Source organism: Paenibacillus sp. FSL L8-0436 (assembly GCF_038593025.1).
Lineage (GTDB): Bacteria > Bacillota > Bacilli > Paenibacillales > Paenibacillaceae > Paenibacillus_AQ.
Genome location: NZ_CP151955.1, coordinates 2676677 through 2695626, shown reverse-complemented (window position 1 = coordinate 2695626; position 18950 = coordinate 2676677). Strand labels below are relative to the sequence as shown.

Sequence of the window (18950 nt, the reverse complement as noted above, 5' to 3'; positions counted from 1 at the left end):
ATTTAGCCTGAACAATTGTAGCTTCACATCCGAAGCAATGCAAAAGTACCATTGTAACGTTCTACTCAAGAATATCCTATACATTATATCACAAACCCGATCAGGAATACCAGTGTATTCCTTACTTTCATTACTTACATTACACGTCAGAGGTGAATTTGCTTGTTACGACTAAGACAACTAGGAAATTACCTTGCCATCATCCTGGGTTCGGCGATGATAGCAAGCGGCTTCAACCTGTTCTTAATCCCCCACCGGCTGCTAAGCGGAGGGGTATCCGGTGTGGCAATGTTAGTGGGTTATTTCACACCCCTTAACATCAGTCTGCTATATCTGCTCTTCAATGTGCCGCTGCTTGTGGCAGGGTGGTTTCAGCTCGGGCGCAGATTTATTATTCTCAGCATTGTATCCGTAGGGGCCACAACTTGGCTAATGACGCTGGTACCGCAGACAGCTGTAGCGTCGGATATGCTTCTTGCCTCCGTTTTCGGCGGAGTGCTGGTAGGTGTCGGCAGCGGTATTTCCTTCCGGGTTGGAGGATCTACGGGCGGCTTTGACATTATCGGCTCCATTATTACGCGCTACCGCGACTTCCCGATCGGGAATGTGCTTGTAGGGCTGAATGGTATTGTCATTCTGGCCGCCGCCTATTTTGACGACAATTGGAATTTAGCTCTTGCGTCGATGGTCTCCATTTATGTAACCGGAAAGGTCGTTGACCTGATTCACATCAGTCATGTTAAAGTGACTGTCTACATCGTAACCACAAGGACAGACGAACTGCTTCAGCAGCTTCTGGGCCTGCAACGCGGGGTCACAAAGATCAAAACAGAGGGCGCTTATTCTCATGTTGAACGGGACATGCTAATGACAGTGACTACCCGCTACGAGCTCGCAGAGCTTAAAAGAATCATTAGATCCAGCGATCCCCAGGCTTTTGTGAACATTGTGGAAACCGTTGGAGTCATGGGTTCCTTCCGCAAAAGATCACATTGAAAGAAATGCGCATAAATTAAAACTGTGATATATTATACTCACGCAGGACCCTTACAATTTCATGAAGATTGGGATTTACCCCTCTTTTTTCCGGCACTTCGTTTTACGGGTGTACCCTGAATTCAATTCAGTACCATTCGAAAAAGGAAAGGGTGATTTTTATGGAAATGGAAACGGTAAAACTGTCAGCAATCGTCATGAGGTGGTATCCTGATATGATGCCGTTTCTCAAGCAGAATGAATTGAATTCCGTAATCGTTCTGCGTGACGGTCTGAGTATTCTGGAACCGGCAGATGCCATGGATATCATCCATTACAGCATTTGCGAGCATCAGAATTCTGCGTATCTTCAGTGAGTAAAACGTTTCGAAGCAATCTTCATAGTTGCCGCTTGGGGTTCGGCTATGTGCCGGGTCCGGGCGGCATTTACTTTTTAACAGGACCGTTTAAAATCTGTACATCCCGTTTATAAACAACAAGAGCGGTTATTTTTAACAGCCAAAAATTACAGGGATTGTTACAAGTCTGTTCTTTTTGGCAGCTGCCGTTCCTTTATACTTTAAGGGAATGTACATAAAGGGAGAGAATAGCAAATGAACATCACCTGGGCATTACTGATGATGGCCCTGGGAGGCGTTGGCGTGCCGCATGGCGGACACGACTCTGACGTGACGGCTGCATTACAGTCCGCCACCAATCCCCCCATCATCGCAGAGCACAGCAGCAATCCAAACGGAGCATCGGCATCACCAAACGCCACAGGCGGCACCAATTCCCCTACTCCGGTTACAAGCGCTTCACCCGGAAATGAAGCAGGAGGTACTGACGGCGCGATTCTTGCCGATCCGCAGCCGGATGCCCCCAAGGTTAAAGGTATTTATGTGACAGCCTACAGTGCAGGCGGAGCACGGATGGAAACGCTGCTTAACCTGCTTGATAAAACGGAATTAAATTCCATGGTTATCGATATTAAGGATGATGCGGGATACATTACCTACAAGACAGACAATGCTGAACTTCAGAAGCTGGGTCATCCCCAGCCGTTCATCGGTGACATCAACAAGCTGATGACCCGCCTAAAGGAGCATGACGTATATCCGATTGCCCGGATCGTAGTCTTTAAGGACTCTGTTCTCGCCAAGAAGAAGCCGGAAATGTCATTCGTAAATACAAATGGCACAGTCTGGAGCAATAAAGGCGGAGACAGCTTCGTCAATCCCTATAATGAAGATGTATGGAAATACAATGTAGACATCGCCAAGGAAGCCGCCAAATTAGGCTTCAAGGAAATCCAGTTCGATTACGTCCGTTTCCCGGAAGGCTTCGAGAAACGTGCTGATACTCTTAAATATACCAAGAACGACAGACCACGTGTGGAGATCATTGGCGACTTCGTTAAATACGCCAAAGCAGAGCTAAATCCGCTGGGCGTACGGGTATCAGTTGATATTTTCGGATACGCCGCTTCTGTTCCCGCTGCGGAAGGCATAGGCCAGGATTTCGTGAAAATATCGAAGAATGTGGACGTTATCAGCCCGATGGTATACCCAAGCCATTATTCAACAGGATGGTTCGATGTGAAAGACCCTGACAAAGACCCTTACGCAACCATTAAGGGTTCCATGGTCGATACACATAAGAAGCTCGACCCTCTGGGAAGCTACAAACCGGTTATCCGCCCCTGGATTCAGGACTTCACCGCAAGCTGGCTTGGAAGCGGCCATTATGTGAAATACGGCAAGACGCAGGTGGAAGACCAGATCCGGGCTTTGAAAGACGAGAAAGTGGATGAATTCCTCCTCTGGAATGCTAACAACCGTTACACTTCGGGTGTAGATTACGAGAAATAATGAATACAGCAATTATCCTTGATGAAATCAATCAGCAAATATAAGCCAAGGACCCGGCGCCCTGCCGGGTCTTTTACTGATAATATAAGGATTTATAGGTTACACACTTTTATAAAATTTAGATGACGAGGCACAAACCGATGATACATACTACTTCTCTTAAACAAAAGGCAAGCCAATTCCTGCATATTTTATTTCCTATTCTTGTTACGCAGATTGCGTTGTCAGCTATTACTTTCTTTGATACCAATATGTCCGGCAAATTCGGCACGAATGATCTGGCCGGCGTAGCCATCGGCACCAGCTTATGGATCCCGATTCAAACCGGGCTTAGCGGTATACTCATGGGTATAACACCGATTGTGTCCAATTTAATAGGCAACCGCCGGGATAAAGATGTCGCTTATCAGGTGACCCAGGGCATCTGGCTCTCACTGATTGTTTCTCTGCTCGTCCTCGTGATCGGCGGTTTCGCTCTGTCGCCTGTTCTTGATTTTATGAATCTGGAGCCGCAAGTACGGAATATCGCTTTCCGCTTCCTGTGCGCCATTTCCTTCGGCATCATCCCTCTGTTCGGCTATACGGTAGTCCGCAGCTGTATCGATGCATTAGGGCAGACAAGAGTTTCGATGTTCATCACGCTAATGGCTTTACCTGTCAATGTTGGGCTGAACTATCTGCTTATCTTCGGAAATTTCGGTTTCCCGCGCCTTGGGGGAGTCGGAGCCGGGGTCGCATCGGCTATCACCTACTGGGTGATCTTCGGAATTGCCCTGACCTTCATTTACCGCTCCGAGCCCTTCAAAAGCCTGCAGCTGTTCCGCAAGTTCTACGCCATATCGCTGAGCAGCTTCAAAGAGCTGCTTAAGATCGGCGTGCCTATCGGATTTTCCATCTTTTTTGAAACGGCGGTTTTCTCGGCAGTAACACTGCTCATGAGCCGGTTCGACACAGTAACCATTGCAGCTCATCAGGCGGCGATTAACTTCGCCTCCACCCTGTACATGATTCCGCTCAGCATCTGCATGAGCCTGACGATTCTCGTCGGCTTTGAGAACGGGTCCGGCAGGCAGAAGGATGCCCGCCAATACGGCATTATGGGCATCGCCTCAGCCGCCGTGCTGTCGCTGCTGACTGCTCTCGTCCTCTTGTTCGCCGGCGATTCGGTTGCCGGACTTTATTCCGACGAACCCGAGGTCATCTCCCTGATTCAGCACTTTTTGATTTACGCGATCTTCTTCCAGATCTCCGATGCCATTGCCACGCCGACGCAAGGTGTGCTGCGGGGCTATAAGGATGTAAACCCGGCATTCATCATTTGCTTCGCCGCCTATTGGGTAATCGGCCTGCCTACAGGCTATGTCCTGGCGACTTATACCGATATGGGCGCCTACGGCTACTGGGTTGGACTGATTACCGGTCTGGCGATTGGAGCCATTCTGCTGCTGACGCGGCTAGTCAAAGTCCAGCGGCGGTTTGCTTTGGCCACCGGGGTTGGAGAACAATAATGGCTATGAGCAGCACAGCTTCTTCGGCACCATGCCGAAGAAGTGTGATGTTCTCGCAGTTAATTAAAAAGGAACAGCGCGCTCATCCGCAGCTGTTCCTTTTTGAATTAACGACTTTTCACAAGCATCTCGACTGCTTCCTTAATCACTTTATCCGGTGAATTGCCCTGCTCCAGTTCCTCCTGAATGCATTGCTCCAGATTAGCGCCGATAACAGCACCCACAGTGCGGTCTACAGCTGTTCTTATTGCCGTCAGCTGGGTCACAATCTCCCGGCAATCCTGCCCTTCCTCCAGCATGCCCAGCACACCACGCACCTGGCCCTCAATACGCTTCAATCTGTTTTTGATGCCTTTATCATATTCCATACATCCCACATCCTTTAGATAAACAAGTTCACACCCGAATCCTCAGCGGCTCCCAGATAACTGGCTACCCCGCCAAAATCAACGCCAGCCATTAATTCTTCCTGTTTGATGCCCATGATGTCCATACTCATCGTGCAGGCAATGATCTTTACACCGGCATTCAGCGCACCCTGCATCAGCTGTTCCAGAGAGTCCACATTTTTCCGTTTCATTGCATGCCGTATCAGCCTTGCACCCAGCCCGCCCATGTTCATTCTGGACAACGGCAGCTTTGTGGTACCTTGAGGCATCATCATTCCGAACATTTTGTCCAACCCTTTTTTCTTAACCGGAGAAGCATTTCTCTGACGCAGAACATTCAATCCCCAGAAGGTAAAGAACATGGTCACCTGCTTGCCCATCGCTGCCGCACCGGAGGCAATAATGAAGGAAGCAATCGTCTTGTCCAGATCACCGCTGAACACGATCATCGTCGTACCCTCCTTGGCTTCAGAAGGCACTGCTGGCAAGGCTTCTCCCGTCACCCTGTTTAACCCTTTACGTACAAGAGCCTTCACTTTCCCTTCCGACACATCCACCGACTCCAGTGTATTCTGCGTCTTGAGGCACCACTGCTTAATATCTGCGGCAAAACCGAAATCCGTAGCAGCAATCTCCAGCTGCTGTCCTACCTGCATGGACTTTACAGTCTCATATACTTTGAGTATAGGGCCCGGACACTGTAGTCCGCAAGCATCCAGCAACAGCAGCTGCTCCCCGCTGCCGCTTTGTGCCCTGTCATCTAAAGAATCCGGAGAAGTTGGTAAATGGGCTGCCATATCTGCGCTGCTCTCCTCTGGCGGCAGGATATCCTTCATTGCCATTACAGCATACGTTTTGTATCCACCATCAACATTCTTCACGCTGTACCCATGCTGACTCAGCATTCTTGCAGCAATATAGCCTCTAAGCCCTACCTGGCAGGATACCGCGATCTCCTGATCACCAGGAATCTCGGCAAGCCGGTTTCTCAGTTCGGACAGTGGAATGTTCACTGAGCCGGGAATGGAACCTGCCAGCCGTTCCACCTCGTCCCTGACGTCGATAATCAGTCCGCCCTTGGCGGAGAAAGCATCCACCTCATGCCACTGCAGATTGCTGACTAATCCATCCACAACATTGGAAGCGGCATACCCGGCCATATTGACGGGGTCCTTAGCTGAAGAATATGGCGGTGCATAAGCCAGCTCTATATCTGCGAGCTCGTTCACTTTCAGCTTTCCGCGAATAGCAGTGGCAATGACATCAATCCGCTTGTCAGCACCGTCTGCCCCCACAGCCTGTGCTCCGTATATATCACCATTGTCGGGATTGAACAGCAGCTTCATGGCAATCGGGGATGCTCCGGGGTAATAACCCGCATGTGAATTGGGATGGATATGAATGGCCTCATAAGGGACACCGAGAGCTGTGAGCGTCTTCTCATTGTTCCCGGTAACTGCTGAGGTCAGGTTAAAGGTCTTAATGATTGCCGTTCCCAAAGCTCCATCATAGGAGATGGCGTGACCGTTGATATGATCTGCCGCTAGACGGCCTTGCCGGTTCGCTCCCCATGCCAGAGAAACCATGGTGGCAAATCCATGATTGCGGTCCTTGACCTCAATGGCGTCACCGATGGCATAAATATCGGGATCGCTGGTCTGCAGGGTAGAACTGACCTTAACCGCGCCGCGGATTCCCAGCTCTAGACCGCTGTGGCGGGCAAGCTCATTCTCTGGAGTGACTCCAATTGCCATAATGATCATCTCGGTCCTGATCACGTCTCCAGAAGAAAGGCGCAGCATTCCGCCCTGTTGCTCAAAAGCCTCCACCCCCTCATTCAGCCTTATTTCCACGCCGTGCATCCGGAGATGCTCTTCCACAGGTTTGGCCATTTCCGGGTCCAGCGGATTGAGAAGCTGTGCACCCCGGTCAATAATCGTCACCTCAAGTCCACGTTCACGTAGGTTCTCCGCCATTTCCAGCCCAATAAAACCTCCGCCGATAACCGTGGCATGCTTAGGACGCATACTGTCTACAAAAGATTTAATCCGGTCCGTATCCGGGATATTTCTTAAGGTGAATACATTCTTGGCCTCGGAGAGACCCGGAATATCAGGCACAATGGGTCTGGCTCCCGGGGACAGAATCAGGAGGTCATATGGAATCTCCCCCGTCTCACCCGTGCGGACATCACGGTAATGAACAAGTTTATGCTGGCGTACAATTTCCGTTACTTCAGTAAGCACACGAACATCTATGTTAAATCGTTCCTTGATACCCTTGGGCGTCTGAAGAAACAGCTTATCACGGGAATCAATTGTTTCACCAATATAATAAGGCAGTCCGCAGTTGGCAAACGATACATGCTCCCCGCGTTCGAACAGGATGATCTCATCCTGTTCATTCAGTCTCCGCAGCCTTGCAGCAGCTGTCGCTCCACCGGCAACGCCACCAATAATAATGATTGTTTTACCCATATTCTTATCCTCCTTATGATTATACCCCATAGGGTATATAATATACGGGTGGGGGTATATTGTCAAACACAAAAAACCGCCTATCTCTAGGCGGCTTGTGAAGCAGCATTTGCTGCTCTCTTGTATTCTATTGGGAAAGACGGGAAGCCAGCTCGTACAATTCCGTATCGAAATCTTTCTTCGTATTCACCACAGTATCGATATCGGTAAGCGTCAGCTCGCCTTTAATAATGCCGCAGCCTTTATCCGATTCACCTTCGAGCAGTTTGCGAACAGCAAAGTCACCCAAACGGCTTGCCAGATTGCGGTCGCCTGGAGTCGGAGTACCTCCGCGCTGAATATGACCCAGAACCGTTACGCGGGCATCCAGTGAAGCATGGCGGTCTTTCAACGCTTGTGCAACGTCTTCACCCTTGCCTACGCCTTCAGCGACAATAACGATACTGTGGCGTTTGCCTCTGGCAAAGTTGTCACGCATCCGGTCAGCCACCTCGTTGAGGTCATAAGGCATTTCCGGTACGAGAATGGTTTCGGCTCCGGAAGCCAGGCCTGCATGAAGAGCAATATCTCCGCAGTGGCGTCCCATAACTTCTACAATGGAGGAACGCTCATGCGAGGACATCGTGTCACGAAGCTTGTTAATGGCATCTACAACTACCCCTACTGCTGTATCAAAGCCAATCGTGTAGTCCGTGAAAGAAATGTCATTATCAATCGTACCCGGCAAAGCCATTGTCTTAATTCCCAGCTTGCTGAGCTTGTTAGCCCCTTTGTAAGAGCCGTCACCACCGATAACTACAAGGCCGTCGATGCCCATTTCGTTCAGGATGTCCGCACCTTTCTGCTGACCTTCAGGCTTCACGAATTCCAGACATCGCGCAGACTGCAGAATGGTACCTCCACGTTGAATAATATCGCCTACACTGCGCAGATCCATCGGGAAAATGTCCCGGTTCAGCAGACCCTGATAGCCGCGCTGGATACCATACACTTCAACCCCGTAAAAAATTGCGCTGCGCACTACCGCGCGAACAGCAGCGTTCATGCCCTGTGAGTCTCCTCCACTGGTCAATACTGCGATTTTTTTAACATTAGTCATCCTGTTTGTTCCTCCTTAAAATTGTGCGGTGCCCATCCCTTATAGAGGGAATGCGCTCCACGACATCTAATACATGTGTTTGCGGATCCAGCGGCTGTTCACAAAAAAGAACAGTCTGGTCAGCGGGCTCTTTCTCATCAGACGCTTCGATACCGTGCGAACCTCCCGCTGTTCGCTGACTTTCGGATCGGATAAATAAAGTGCCAGAAGCCCCTCGATCACCATGCGGTGCATGGAGGTCTCAGGAAGATTACGGACATCCTTACGGGCCCACTCCACGATGGAAGCGATCCGGTTCAGCATAGTATCTGAATTGTCATAATAATTGCAGAAATTAAGATCACCGCCGGCCCGGTCTTCATCCTGATCGATCAGGTAATCCAACATAATGTGCAATCCGCAAAGATGCGGAAAATACGCAGCACGAATCGAAACCGATGCCGATTTAGTCAGCTTGGGGTCGCAAGAGGCCAGAAAAAGCATAAATACACCCAGCGTGGAACCTGTTGCTGCTGCAAACTCATTCCATTGAAGATGCGGAGCACGCTTTCCCTCTTTCGCCCACCACTCCTTCAGGGCATCTTCCCTGAGTTCGGGGCTTATGTGCTTATAAACCTGCAAATCCGTATACAGTACAGCCAGATCATGGATCTCCGCGACCGCCGAAGCATACCCGGGCAAAAGCGCGGTCATCTCCTGACATTTGCGGACCAGCCTGTACAAATATCCGCCGTCATTCTGCTCGCTGCGCAGCGCATAATAATTAACAGGCTCTGCACCGGGGGTAATTGCGTCCAGCATGGATTGATGCAGCAGCCTGAAATCGGCAGGATCCAGCGAAGTACTGCGATCACATAAGTTGTCCAGATAATCACTGATCGTTTGATATGCGACAATTAACGGAATCAATATATGTCTCATTGATAAATTACCGGCGGCATAAATCCCGCCGCCTTCACAATGAAACTGCTTCGTCTCAATGCTGGCAAGCGCTTGCTTGCGGAGCTCGGGATCGGGAATCCCTTCCGCATCCTGGCGCCAGAAGCCCAGACATTCCCGCACTTCCGGCAGCACGTACTTGTAGACCCTGTTCATAAGCCCAATAGGGCCCCTCGGGCTAAGGTAACGGCCTTGCTCAAATTCACTCAATGACAGTGCCTCCACATTGTTGTCTCCTTATCCAAATCATCATTATTATAATATCATCAACGTATTTGTACAAACAACAAAATCACTTTCGCAAAAGGTTGAAAGATTCAGAAATACCTCAATTTTAACAAACATGCCGACTTTTCTTTATGCTATACTATCCGTATTTGATATTCGGAGGAGTGCAACTTCATGTATTCAGGACGGACCGGCGGCCGGTACAGCGATCAGAACTGGCTGCGATCCTTTATGTTCACACTCTACGGTACAAGTGTGCTGGTAGTTTCGTATTTCCCGCTATTCTATACCCATCTGGGCTTCAGCAGCCCTCAGGTCGGACTGATATATTCTGTCGGACCGCTGATCTCCATTCTTTCCAATCTGTTCTGGAGCATGGTCAGCGACCGGCTGGGCACGATCAAAAAGATCATGGCTATCCTCCTGGCAGGTCAACTGGTAACTGCAATAATGCTGGCGAGAGCCACCGGCTTTACAAGTGTTATGCTTATTATTTCCCTTTTCTATTTCTTCTATTACCCGGTTTTTCCGCTAGCAGACACTATGGCCATCAAAATAGCGCAGCGCCACGGGCGCAACTTCATCGCCATACGCGTGTTCGGCTCTCTCGGGTATTCCTTCTTCGCGCTCGCCATCGGCTACGTTCTGCGGGCCTTAGGTCCTTCCTACAGCATTACCGTCTGTCTAGTTATCATTGCTGCCGCACTCCTTATCACCTTCGGGCTGAAGGATGCCAAGCGGAATGATGAAGCAACCGGGAGCAGTGCCAGCTCTGGAGAGCCCCCTGTCAAGAGCGGCGGACTTAAAGAAATTTTACTGCAAAAGGAAGTGCTGTGGTTCTTCGGCTGTGTATTCGTACTCGCCCTCGGCCACAGAATGAATGAAGCTTTTCTAACGCTCAGCCTGAAAGGCATGAATGCCGGTGATGAAGTCATCGGCTGGGCACTGCTCGCTTCGGCACTAAGCGAAATCCCTGTCTTCTTTTTGCTCAGCAAATATGGAGAAAGATTCAAAGAGCTGCCGCTGCTCGCGATTGGCAGCCTTATGTATGCCTTGCGCTTTCTGCTTATGTCGCTGGCCGATGTTCCCGGGGCCATTATCGCTATTCAGGCGATGCACAGCATTTCGTTCGGAATTTTTTATGTGACGGCCGTCCGGTACATTACACGGATCATTCCCGACCATCTGCGTGCAACAGGACTCGCTCTCTTCACGGTGGTGTGGTCCAGCGCCTCCGGCCTGCTAAGCGGCACATTCGGAGGCCTGATTTTCCAGGACGCCGGACGCGAAGTTTTTTACCTGGTGGCCACGGGCTTTTCCCTGCTCGCCTTCCTTGGGTTTCTCGGCAAGCATCTCGTTGATGTTGGAGGAGGCCCCGGACGTTATTTTAACCGTAAAATAAAACCTGCCGCCAGCAAGCCGCCGGATTCGCCCTTCCCGCCGGCTCAATAAAACAAGAGACCTTACTGCCCAGACTATAGCAGGTAAGGTCTCTTCTCTATAATAAAAAACCCATATAAAAAAACACAGTTCCCGAAAGAACTGTGTGTCTTGTAAGTTGATGGTTACCACTCTTGCAAGTGCTTTGCCATAAATCAAATATATATTGCGGCTGACAGCTGAACTGTCCGGCCGTTTCTTATAATTTAACTACGTTAGCTGCTTGAGGACCACGGTTACCGTCAGTGATATCGAATTCAACTGCTTGACCTTCGTCCAAAGTCTTGAAACCGTCGCCTTGAATTGCTGAGAAGTGAACGAATACATCTTCGCCGCCTTCTACTTGAAGGAAACCATAACCTTTTTCTGCATTAAACCATTTTACTGTACCTTTCAAATGAACAACCTCCTAAAAATACCGCCATATATGGCGTATGCTTACATTATAACCCAACTATTCCTGCAAAGCAATCCATCAATTTCCTATATTAGTGATTTCATTTGCTTTTCCCTTCCCCGGTGCGTTATCATTGAGCCAAAAGCCAAAAATCGCCAGGGTGGTAATGATAATGATCAAAAAACATGAAATATACAAAACAGACAAGTGGAACATGATGACTGTCGAGGTTCAGGGACGCTACATTATTCTCCGTGAAATTTCTGATCAATGGGGAGAAGAAACGCATACCTTTATGAGCCGTCCGGCCATGATGCAATGGGTTAACAACCGGTTCAACAAAGAATCCTATAAAGATAATGAAGAAGAATACAAGAATATCATCGCTGCCTTCAAGCAGGTATAACCGGACATGGATAACGAGAATCTCGTAATATATGTAATCGTTGTTCTATGCCTTGGAGCTGTGCTGATTATGGGCAAGGACAAGATGCCGCCGCGTATGAAGCGCGGCATGGCCCTGACTGCCGTAATCCTGATTGCCTTAGCTTTTGTCTTCATTATTTATAGCTTGTTGGCATAACTTCTGTAAATTGTGCTTAAGCGTTAATAATCAGAATTTGGCAGGGCATACTAAGCTGACTTTAAGATCTAGGAGGCTGCAGTATGTCCTTTCGCGCCAAATCTTTGCCGCTTCTGCTTGCGCTCTGCCTGCTGCCGGGCAACTATTCCGCTTCAGCTGCGCCGCAGAAGATTATGCCTACTACATCCCATCATTCAAGGAGGATTTCTATGGAACAATTATTGAAGAGAAGTGAAGTGCCCGCCGAGAACCGCTGGAAGCTTGAAGATATGTTTGCTTCACAGAAGGAATGGGATGCAGAATACGCTGAAGTTAAAGAGCTGATCAAGAAAACGGCTGATTTCCAGGGAAAGCTTGATTCTTCCGACAAGCTGAAGGCCTGCTTCGAGCTCGATGATCAGCTGTCGCTGCTGACTGAACGCCTCTATGTATATGCGCATATGCGTCAGGATGAAGATACGGCTGCCCCAACCTATCAGGCACTTACCCAAAAAGCGAAAAAGCTTAGTGTCGAAGCCGGAGAAGCTCTCTCTTTTGTAACACCGGAGATTCTGTCCCTGCCGGATGAGACTTTGGACCGGTTCATTGCTGATCCTTCCTTATCGGCTTACACATTCACTTTGACGGAAATGAAGCGTGAAAAAGCGCATGTCCTGTCCAAAGCAGAAGAAGCCCTGCTCGCCCAGGTCGGCAATATCTCCCAGGCACCGCAGACGATCTTCAGCATGCTGAACAATGCGGACCTGAAGTTCCCCAAGGTCAAGAATGAAGAAGGCAAGGAAGTAGAGCTGACACACGGCAGCTATATCCAGTTCCTGGAGAGCCCTGACCGCGAAGTGCGGCGGAATGCTTTTAAGGCAGTCTATGAAACTTATGGCAAGCAAAAAAACACCATTGCCTCCACCCTTAGCGCAAATGTGAATAAGAACGTATTCTACTCACGTGTGCGCAAGTATCCGTCCGTTCTGGAAATGTCGCTGTACGGTGACAACATTCCAAAAGAGGTATATACCAACCTGATCGATACCATTCACGAAAGCCTGCCGCTGATGCACCGTTACATGAAGCTGCGCCAGAAGCTGCTCGGGGTTGACGAGTTACATATGTATGACCTGTTCGCTCCGCTTGTGGACGAATATAAGCTGGACATTACCTTTGAAGAAGCTAAGAAAATCACCAAAGAAGGCCTGAAGCCTCTCGGCGAAGATTACCTGAGTGTGCTGCAGGAAGGCTATGACAATGGCTGGATCGATGTTTACGAGAATGAGAACAAACGCACCGGCGCCTACAGCTGGGGTTCCTACGGCACCCATCCTTATGTGCTGCTGAACCATAACGACAACCTGAACAGCATGTTCACGCTGGCGCATGAAATGGGCCACGCCCTTCACTCCTACTATTCGGACAATGCGCTGAAATACCGGGATGCACAGTATACCATTTTCCTTGCAGAAGTGGCTTCCACAACTAACGAAGCACTGCTGATGGATTATCTGCTGAACAAGTCGACCGATCCGAAGGAAAAAATGTACCTGCTTACCTATTATGCCGACCAGTTCCGGACTACAGTATTCCGGCAAACAATGTTCGCCGAGTTCGAGAAAATCATTCACCAGCGCGCGGAAGACGGCGAATCGCTTACTCCGCAGGATCTTTCGGCTGTGTACTATGACCTTAACGTCAAATACTACGGCAAAGACATGGTTGTGGACAAAGATATCGAAATGGAATGGGCACGGATTCCGCATTTCTACAACAGCTTCTATGTCTATAAATATGCTACCGGCTTCTCGGCTGCAACCAGCTTTGCGAAGCAGATTCTTGAAGAAGGCAAACCGGCAGTGGACCGCTACCTTGGCTTCCTGAAGAGCGGCGGCAGTGACTATTCGATCAACATTTTGTCCAAAGCCGGAGTAGATATGTCTTCTCCTGAACCGATCCGCGAAGCTATGAGCGTGTTCGAAAGCGTAATTGAGCAAATGGAACAGTTGACCAAATAAGGCAGAAAGCTTAGTATTACATTAATCCCTTGCCCTTTGCGGGCGAGGGATTTATATTGTCATACCGTCTAGGAGGAAATCATATGAAATTGCAATGGTCGCTTATTCTCGGTCTTTTCTTCGCTCTGCTTACTGCTGTGTTCGCAGTCATGAACGTCGATACGGTACCGGTTAATTTCGGTTTTGATGTTGTCAGCATCCCGCTCATTCTCGTCATTCTGGGCTGTGCGCTGATCGGTGGAGTCGTTGTCGGTTCTTACGGCATTTTCCGCCAGTATAAGCTGCAGAAGCAGATTAAAGGACTGACAGCAGAGCTGAACAAGCTGCGTGACGCAGGCAGTTCACTGGACTCTCTGGGTACACAGCATGACCCCCTTTCCACAGAACACACTACTCAACACTAGGTCTCTATTCCTTAATCATGAACAGGAGGGCTTAACCATGCTTACCATTCAGCCTAATGAAGACTATATTCTCTCTATTCTCAAAAAACTGCTGGATACTCCAAGCCCCAGCGGATTCACGGCCCAGGTCATGAATCTTGTGGCTGAAGAAGCAGCCGCCTTAAACGTGCCTTTAAGCTGGAACGAAAAAGGCGGCGTTATTCTGACCGTCCCCGGCCTTGATCCTTCGCGCACCATTGGTATCAGCGCCCATGTGGATACCTTAGGCGCTATGGTACGGTCCATTAAACCGAACGGAACACTTCGCCTCACTTCTGTCGGGGGATTTACCATGAGCAGTATTGAGAATGAATACTGCGTCATACATACCCGTACCGGGTTGACCTACACCGGCACCATTCTGACCAGCCATCCTTCGGTCCATGTCTATCCGGATGCGCGCGATTTCAAACGCGTTGAGGAGAATATGGAGATTCGCATCGACGAACTCGTCTCCACCAAGGATGACGTACTGAAGCTCGGCATTGGCGTCGGAGACTTTATCTCCTTTGATGCCCGCGCAGTGATTACGCCAAGCGGTTATATCAAATCCCGCCATCTGGACGACAAAGCCAGTGTGGCCGCTCTGCTGGGCCTGCTGGAAAGCATGAAACGCGAAGGCTGGAAGCCGCTGCACAATCTCTCTCTGCTGATCTCCAATTATGAAGAGGTCGGACACGGAACCGCTTGGATCCCCGGAGAGATCAGCGAGTTCATCGCTGTCGATATGGGCGCGATGGGTGATGACCTGAGCTGCAAGGAGACCGATGTGTCCATCTGTGCAAAGGACTCCTCCGGCCCTTACGACTATGCCATGACCGGCCGCCTGATCGATCTGGCGAATAGTCTGGCCATTCCGTTCGCGGTAGATATCTATCCGCAGTACGGTTCCGATGCCTCCGCTGCGTTAAGAGGCGGCAACAATATCCGCGCCGCGCTGATCGGCCCGGGCGTGCATGCGTCACACTCCATGGAGCGCACGCACAAGCAGGCCGTGCTCAATACCGCTAAGCTGCTTGCCGCTTATGTCGGTACAAACTGAAACCGGCAGCAAGCTGCAGCGGATTTTACGGCGCAAACACTGGCTGATTGCCGTTGCGGTGCTGCTCATGCTTATTTTGATTACGGTGATAGCCATTATAATGGCTAAACCGGATACACAGCCTGCCGAGGTCTTTGACGGCCTCCCTCATGCCTACTCCTATCGGGAGGCCGAATCTTCGGGTAAGCTTCAGCTGCACATGATGTCGCTGACAGCGGAAGATATTGTCCTGCGTCCCGCCGGTGCCCCCTTACGGCAAATCGCCGCATATGGCATTAACGGCGGTTTCTTCTATGGGACCGATCTCCTGTCGATAGCCATCATGAATGATAATCCGTCGAGCGGAGCCCGGGGAGCTTACGGCTCCGGCTGGTTCAATGCCAAATACGCCCGCGGAACGATGGTTTGGGATGGCGCAAGCGGCAAGCTGTCGGTGCAGGTTGTTTCCTCCGGCGATGAACTGGAGGTCAGTGACCGCTCCAACTATTGGGCACAGGGCGGGATCAGCATGAATCTGCAGCATGAAGAGCTGTGGACGTTGTCTGCTGCCGCAGAACATCTTCCTAATGCCGATGAGCAGCGGATGCGCTCCGGCCTGGTCTACGATAGTGCAGGCAAGCTGTGGCTGATCGTCACTCCAACGCTCAGTACGGCGGAAGAGTTCCGCACAGCCGTACTGGAGCATGTCCCCGGAGAAGGAAGGGAAGGAATCTTCCTGGACGGTGACGGCTCCTCGCAGATGAACGCCGACGAGGCTGTATTAACCGGCGATTCGCGTCCGGTGGTGCAGATGATTGCCGTAGCCGGGGGCAAATAGACCGTTTAGCGAGTTAAAATATGAAGGCAGGCTCAGTCAGCGGAATCGGACTGAGCCTGTTTTTTTTTGCAAATCAATCTTAATCCAGTTTACCGGCAGGGTTGATACCTTGGATCACCGACCTTATTACTCCGGTCCAGAATCGTAAGCCGCTCCCCGGATCTGGCGATCAGGTAACGGATGATTTCAGTTCCTTCATCTGTATCTACGTCAAAGGACAGACTGGCCGTAACCTTAAGTCTAGTTGATGTACGACTCGTAACCCGAAGTCTCCGGGGATAGTATGGCAGGGGGCCTGTATCTCCTGCAATCACGTACAATCTTCCATTTCTTGTCACGGTCATCAGATTACAGAACATTCTATTGCTCAAAACAATACCCCAATATCTTCTGAAATAAGCTATCACCTTGGCTCTTGTACTGAATCTCAGCGGCAGCCGGTAATATTCCCTTCCGTCCACAATGATTACTCTGTTAGTATCAGCCGAGTAAAACACTTCAACCCAGACCGACTCCGCATTCTCTATAAACCTTTTCAATTCTTCGACAGACTGAGTTATTCTTGGCATAACATCTCCTCCTCCCTATTACTGTATTACGCTAACAGCAATTGGAGCGGGTGATAGACTACATAGGTTAAGAGAATTTATCCTCTGTAAATGAAACAATAAACTTTCATAGCCGCATATCAAAAAGCAAGCCGACCTCCGTTAGCAACGGAAGTCGGCTTGCTGTGTATGTTCATCTTATTCTCTTACCTGATCCCTAATCTTAAGCTTTGCCGGCGATTCGCTCTGCCAGCTCGTTCAGATACGTCCAGCGCTCCATCAGGCGTTCCAGCTCTGCTTCGCCTTGCCGCTGCTGGTCTACAAGCTCCTGCAGCCGGCCAGAGTCGGCAAAAGCGGCTTCCATCTGCGCAGTGATATCTACCAGATGCTGCTCCGCCAGCTCAATTTGCTCGTCGATCCCCTCATATTCCCGCTGTTCCTTGAAGGTGAATTTCAGCTTCTCCCGGGCTGGAGGGGAGGTCTGTGCATTCTGGCTCTGCTCCGGGGCAGAGCTGCGTTTGCCCCCGCCCGCTGCTTCGTCTTTGCCATTATCACTGCGTACAGTAACGTTCTTCGCCAGCCACTCCTCATATTCACTGTAGTCACCGACATGCAGCCGGATCTGCCCGTTCTCAAAAGCGATCAGCTTATCCACCGTACGGTCCAGAAAATAACGGTCATGCGATACAGTGAACACTACGCCGGGAAATTCGTCCAGATAATCCTCCAGAACGGCGAGCGTCCCGATATCCAGGTCATTGGTCGGCTCGTCCAGCAGCAGCACGTTAGGCGCCCCCATCAGTACACGAAGCAGGTAGAGTCGTCTCTTCTCGCCGCCGGACAGCTTGGAGATGGGTGTCCACTGCATTGCCGGAGGGAACAGGAAACGCTCCAGCATCTGTCCGGCCGTTATGACGCTGCCGTCAGCGGTGCGGATGATCTCCGCCTCTTCCTTTACATATTCAATCGCCCGCATGGTGTCGTCCATATCTTGATGCTCTTGTGTAAAGTAACCCAGTTTGACCGTTGCACCCAGCTGAACCTCGCCGCTGTCCGGCTGAAGTTTGCCGGCAATCAAATTAAGCAGTGTTGACTTACCGCTGCCGTTTGGACCGACAATCCCTACACGGTCCTGCGGTACGGCGAGATAGGTCAGATCTTTAATCAGTGTCCGGCCGTCCAGCGCCTTGGTAAGATCCTTCATTTCAATGATTTTGCGGCCCAGCCTGGTTGAAGCGACGGAAATATCCATTGCTCCAGCCGAAGCGCCGCCCTGGCTTTCCTTCAACTTCTCGAAGCGGTCGATTCGCGCTTTCTGCTTCGTGGACCGTGCTTTGGCTCCGCGGCGAATCCAGGCCAGCTCTGTGCGCAGCAGATTCTTGCGCTTCTGCTCGGCCGACGCTTCCCGCTCCTCACGGTCTGCTTTCAGCTCCAGGAACCGCGAGTAGTTCGCTTCATAACGGTACAGACGCCCTCCGTCCAGCTCCAGCATGACACTGGCTACCCGTTCCAGGAAATAACGGTCATGCGTAACCATCAGCAGCGCTCCGCGCCGCTTCTGCAGATACTGCTCCAGCCATGCCACGGAGTCGGTATCAATATGGTTGGTCGGCTCATCCAGAATCAGCAGCTCTGAAGGTGTAATCAGGGCGGCCGCGAGTGCTACACGCTTGCGTTGTCCCCCCGAGAGCGTCTCCATCAAGGCGTCAAAACGGGTGATGCCGAGCTTCGTCAGCACGGTTTTGGCTTCACTCTCCAGATGCCAGGTTCCGGCTGCATCGATGGATTGCCCGATCCGTACCAGTCTGCCCTCCAGTCCGGCGTCGCCGGGATTCTTCTCCAGCAGGGCCATAATCTCCATATATTCACGCATGGTAGCAAGCTCAGGATCATCTCCTGCAAATACCTGCTGCAGCACGGTATTGCCTGGTTCATAGGGCGGATTCTGCGCCAAATACTGCACCCGCACACCGTTGCCGATTGCGATTTGTCCCTCGTCGGCGGTATCCAGCCCGGCGATGATTTTTAAAAAGGTCGATTTGCCTGTTCCGTTCACACCGATGACACCAATCTTGTCCCGGTCATCCATACCAAACGATGCATCACGGAACAAAATTTTCTCTCCATAACTTTTGGAAAGATGTTCCACGGTCATAATATTCATACGCTGTCCTCGCTTGCCTTATATTTTCAT

Annotated in this window: 18 protein-coding genes; 11 read left to right on the top strand and 7 right to left on the bottom strand. The window is 50.4% G+C overall.

Features of this window, described 5'->3' with window-relative positions; all coding sequences use genetic code 11:
* Nucleotides 1-162: 162 nt before the first annotated feature.
* The 4 genes from NSS79_RS12205 (at nucleotide 163) to NSS79_RS12190 (ending at nucleotide 4354) form a co-directional block, all read left to right on the top strand.
* On the top strand, nucleotides 163-996 hold the full coding sequence (locus NSS79_RS12205) for a YitT family protein (protein WP_340899153.1): 834 nt from the start codon (nucleotides 163-165) through the stop codon (nucleotides 994-996).
* A 161-nt stretch (nucleotides 997-1157) separates the two neighbouring features.
* The gene (locus tag NSS79_RS12200) at nucleotides 1158-1352 is read left to right on the top strand and encodes a hypothetical protein (RefSeq protein ID WP_038589654.1); all 195 of its coding nucleotides are present in this window, start codon (nucleotides 1158-1160) and stop codon (nucleotides 1350-1352) included.
* Between the two features lie 237 nt (nucleotides 1353-1589).
* Complete coding sequence (locus NSS79_RS12195; RefSeq protein ID WP_341118574.1) at nucleotides 1590-2846, top strand: putative glycoside hydrolase; 1257 nt, start codon at nucleotides 1590-1592, stop codon at nucleotides 2844-2846.
* A 140-nt stretch (nucleotides 2847-2986) separates the two neighbouring features.
* Nucleotides 2987-4354: an MATE family efflux transporter gene (locus NSS79_RS12190; protein ID WP_341118573.1), complete on the top strand. Its 1368-nt coding sequence runs from the start codon at nucleotides 2987-2989 to the stop codon at nucleotides 4352-4354.
* Nucleotides 4355-4461: 107 nt separating this feature from the next.
* Here the strand turns inward: NSS79_RS12190 and NSS79_RS12185 are convergent, their stop codons facing one another.
* The 4 genes from NSS79_RS12185 to NSS79_RS12170 form a co-directional block, all read right to left on the bottom strand.
* On the bottom strand, nucleotides 4462-4722 hold the full coding sequence (locus NSS79_RS12185) for a metal-sensitive transcriptional regulator (RefSeq protein WP_038589645.1): 261 nt from the start codon (nucleotides 4720-4722) through the stop codon (nucleotides 4462-4464).
* A 14-nt stretch (nucleotides 4723-4736) separates the two neighbouring features.
* The gene (locus tag NSS79_RS12180) at nucleotides 4737-7220 is read right to left on the bottom strand and encodes a CoA-disulfide reductase (RefSeq protein WP_342439553.1); all 2484 of its coding nucleotides are present in this window, start codon (nucleotides 7218-7220) and stop codon (nucleotides 4737-4739) included.
* A 127-nt stretch (nucleotides 7221-7347) separates the two neighbouring features.
* Nucleotides 7348-8319 carry a 6-phosphofructokinase gene (pfkA, locus tag NSS79_RS12175; protein WP_038589639.1) on the bottom strand — a complete coding sequence of 324 codons (972 nt, stop codon included), beginning with the start codon at nucleotides 8317-8319 and terminating at the stop codon, nucleotides 7348-7350.
* 66 nt (nucleotides 8320-8385) lie between these two features.
* On the bottom strand, nucleotides 8386-9468 hold the full coding sequence (locus NSS79_RS12170; protein WP_038599341.1) for a tetraprenyl-beta-curcumene synthase family protein: 1083 nt from the start codon (nucleotides 9466-9468) through the stop codon (nucleotides 8386-8388).
* 192 nt (nucleotides 9469-9660) lie between these two features.
* Here NSS79_RS12170 and NSS79_RS12165 point away from each other — a divergent pair, with 192 nt between their 5' ends.
* A complete protein-coding gene (locus NSS79_RS12165; RefSeq protein ID WP_342439552.1) occupies nucleotides 9661-10938 on the top strand; it encodes an MFS transporter in 1278 nt (425 codons plus the stop codon).
* 187 nt (nucleotides 10939-11125) lie between these two features.
* Here the strand turns inward: NSS79_RS12165 and NSS79_RS12160 are convergent, their stop codons facing one another.
* Nucleotides 11126-11323: a cold shock domain-containing protein gene (locus NSS79_RS12160; protein ID WP_019911834.1), complete on the bottom strand. Its 198-nt coding sequence runs from the start codon at nucleotides 11321-11323 to the stop codon at nucleotides 11126-11128.
* Nucleotides 11324-11495: 172 nt separating this feature from the next.
* Between NSS79_RS12160 and NSS79_RS12155 the strand changes: the two genes are divergently transcribed.
* The 6 genes from NSS79_RS12155 to NSS79_RS12130 all read left to right on the top strand — a co-directional run bounded on the left by NSS79_RS12155 (nucleotide 11496) and on the right by NSS79_RS12130 (nucleotide 16208).
* Nucleotides 11496-11729, top strand: a complete 234-nt coding sequence (locus NSS79_RS12155; RefSeq protein ID WP_036702226.1) for a hypothetical protein — start codon at nucleotides 11496-11498, stop codon at nucleotides 11727-11729.
* A gap of 6 nt (nucleotides 11730-11735) precedes the next feature.
* Nucleotides 11736-11906, top strand: a complete 171-nt coding sequence (locus NSS79_RS12150; RefSeq protein WP_341118570.1) for a hypothetical protein — start codon at nucleotides 11736-11738, stop codon at nucleotides 11904-11906.
* Between the two features lie 209 nt (nucleotides 11907-12115).
* The gene (pepF, locus tag NSS79_RS12145) at nucleotides 12116-13906 is read left to right on the top strand and encodes an oligoendopeptidase F (protein ID WP_342440354.1); all 1791 of its coding nucleotides are present in this window, start codon (nucleotides 12116-12118) and stop codon (nucleotides 13904-13906) included.
* Between the two features lie 83 nt (nucleotides 13907-13989).
* Entirely contained in the window at nucleotides 13990-14310 is a 321-nt protein-coding gene (locus NSS79_RS12140; RefSeq protein ID WP_341118569.1) for a lipopolysaccharide assembly protein LapA domain-containing protein, read from the top strand.
* 37 nt (nucleotides 14311-14347) lie between these two features.
* Nucleotides 14348-15391, top strand: a complete 1044-nt coding sequence (locus tag NSS79_RS12135; protein WP_342439551.1) for a M42 family metallopeptidase — start codon at nucleotides 14348-14350, stop codon at nucleotides 15389-15391.
* Entirely contained in the window at nucleotides 15375-16208 is an 834-nt protein-coding gene (locus tag NSS79_RS12130) for a hypothetical protein (RefSeq protein ID WP_342439550.1), read from the top strand. Before NSS79_RS12135 ends, NSS79_RS12130 begins: the two co-directional genes overlap by 17 nt.
* Nucleotides 16209-16297: 89 nt before the next feature.
* Here NSS79_RS12130 and NSS79_RS12125 read toward each other — a convergent pair whose 3' ends face one another.
* Together NSS79_RS12125 and NSS79_RS12120 are read right to left on the bottom strand one after the other, a co-directional pair.
* Nucleotides 16298-16777 (bottom strand): DL-endopeptidase inhibitor IseA family protein, encoded by a 480-nt coding sequence (locus NSS79_RS12125; RefSeq protein WP_341118566.1) that lies wholly within the window; start codon nucleotides 16775-16777, stop codon nucleotides 16298-16300.
* Between the two features lie 202 nt (nucleotides 16778-16979).
* Entirely contained in the window at nucleotides 16980-18920 is a 1941-nt protein-coding gene (locus NSS79_RS12120; protein ID WP_342439549.1) for an ABC-F family ATP-binding cassette domain-containing protein, read from the bottom strand.
* Nucleotides 18921-18950: the final 30 nt, after the last annotated feature.